The organism is Bradyrhizobium sp. P5_C11_2, from assembly GCF_054049755.1.
Map to the genome: position 1 here is coordinate 1 of NZ_JBFULT010000900.1, position 1,849 is coordinate 1,849.

General features: G+C 57.6%; 2 protein-coding genes. Both read left to right on the plus strand.

What is annotated here, in order from left to right; genetic code table 11:
- Nucleotides 1-26 precede the first annotated feature (26 nt).
- A complete protein-coding gene (locus ACXJL8_RS40055) occupies nucleotides 27-662 on the plus strand; it encodes a hypothetical protein (RefSeq protein WP_456686925.1) in 636 nt (211 codons plus the stop codon).
- A 685-nt stretch (nucleotides 663-1,347) separates the two neighbouring features.
- Nucleotides 1,348-1,743, plus strand: coding sequence for a Rap1a/Tai family immunity protein (locus ACXJL8_RS40060; RefSeq protein ID WP_456686924.1), 396 nt, complete (start codon nucleotides 1,348-1,350; stop codon nucleotides 1,741-1,743).
- Nucleotides 1,744-1,849: the final 106 nt, after the last annotated feature.

Consider the following 1,849-nt stretch of genomic DNA (forward strand, 5'->3'; position numbering starts at 1 on the left):
GTCTAGAGCTTCTTGCAAAGGCCGCCATGCTGGCGGCCTTTGTAGGCTTGGGGGCCGGGATCAGTAGCGCGCAACCACTCGTGGCGCGTACCGACCAGCAGCAACGGGACGCTTTCCCCAGTTCGGCGACGAAGCATGCGGCGAGCATGGCTGCTGCTACGCCGGCGATATCCGATGTAAAGCCAGCTCGAAGAGCTGCCGCCACGGGTCCCTACTACGTTGATTTTCGCGCCCGCACGGCGGCAACGTACGGTCATGCATTCGTCTGGTACGGAAAGACGGGCGAAAAGCAGGTCGAGGTCGCTGGTCTGGCTCCGGCCGGCGACGAGGTGCCCTATATCCTGGGACACATCATGTTTGTCCCTTCTGAGACGGGGGCGACCTACGGTGATCTTGACGAGCAATATCTGACGGCCAGCTATCGCGTCTATTTGTCTGAGGCAGACGCCAAGAAGGTCTTTGCTTATATCAAGCGCCAGCAGGAGTCTTCGCCGCTCTGGAATGCAGCAACGACCAACTGCACTGCTTTCATCGGCCGCATAGCGACTTTTATGGGCCTCAACGCTCCGTTTCATCTGCTAAAGCCTGAGGAATACGTCAACAAACTCAGAGACCTGAACGGGGGGCGAAAAACGGTGCAGCTGGAACCAGGTCGAGGCTAAAATCCTCGGATTGAGTTCATCCAGGTTTCCCTCTCGTCTGGATACGTGAGCGGTCTCACTTGGTTGATGAACAGGCTGCGAGATCGGGGGAGTGTCCGCGGTGCTGCGCCCAAGGCCGCTCCACCTCCTCCTGGTATTGTTGGCTGAGCTCATAGTGAGTACCGTTCCAAGGACGAAGTCCTGCTTGGCGCAGTTCGCGAATCGTATCGTTCGCTTAAGGCCGCAGCGACGCGATGCTCAGTCTTCAGCGCTCGCACCTTGAGACGAAGATCACCGGACAGACAATGACGCTGCGTCGAGGCCGAGCATCGGCATCAATCGATCAATGCACCTCGCGTACACGGCAGGATGATAGATGCCTTCCGCGCCGGATCGAGATCGATACCATCGGTACACTTGATCGTGGCCTATGTTGATCCGTGATCATGATCGGGTACAGCCGACCTTTGCGGCCGTCACGGCGCGTAAGCTGCGTATTTTTCAAGTCCACAAGCGCCCTTTCGGCTTTGCGAAAATGGAAGAGCTGAGTTCACGTCGCTCTTACTCGAGCGCGATGGATCAGGCGCTTTTTTTGAGCTAAGCCGTCTGAGCCGCCTGGAACGGCGCGGGCGGCCGCTCTATTGCGGCATACTCAATGCCTTCAAGCTATCGCGCCGGTATTCGGGGGACGCGGATGCGGGTCCATATGATTGTTGCCGGCCTTATCCTAGCGATCATCGGGAAGGCCGATGCCACGGTTGTTGATAAGGGAACCGACGCGCAAAAGTCTTGCGAGCTGCTTGTCAAGAATTCGCTTCGCAATCAGGACGAAGCTCGATCCGCAGGCGCATGTGAGGGGATGATCGAAACCGCGATGCTCTTTGCACCAAATCTGCCCGCTGACGTGCGTGCATGCCCCCCCGCGCAAGGCAGCCCTTTGCAAAGTGCGAAGGTTTTTCTGCAGTATCTTGATAACAATCCGGATCGAGTGAGTGAACCGGGGATCACCGTCGCTATTGAAGCTTTCAGGGATGCTTGGCCCTGCCGTGGGGACGATGCCGGAACTGGACCGAAAAAGCGTGCCCCAAAAAAATCCAAATAGAACGCGTATCTGATGCTAGCCTCACGGTCTGCGATGTCCGTGTCAGGCCTGATTGATTCGCAATGCACTACCGTCGAGGTGCGCGAGYTGAACCGCAGTGCACACC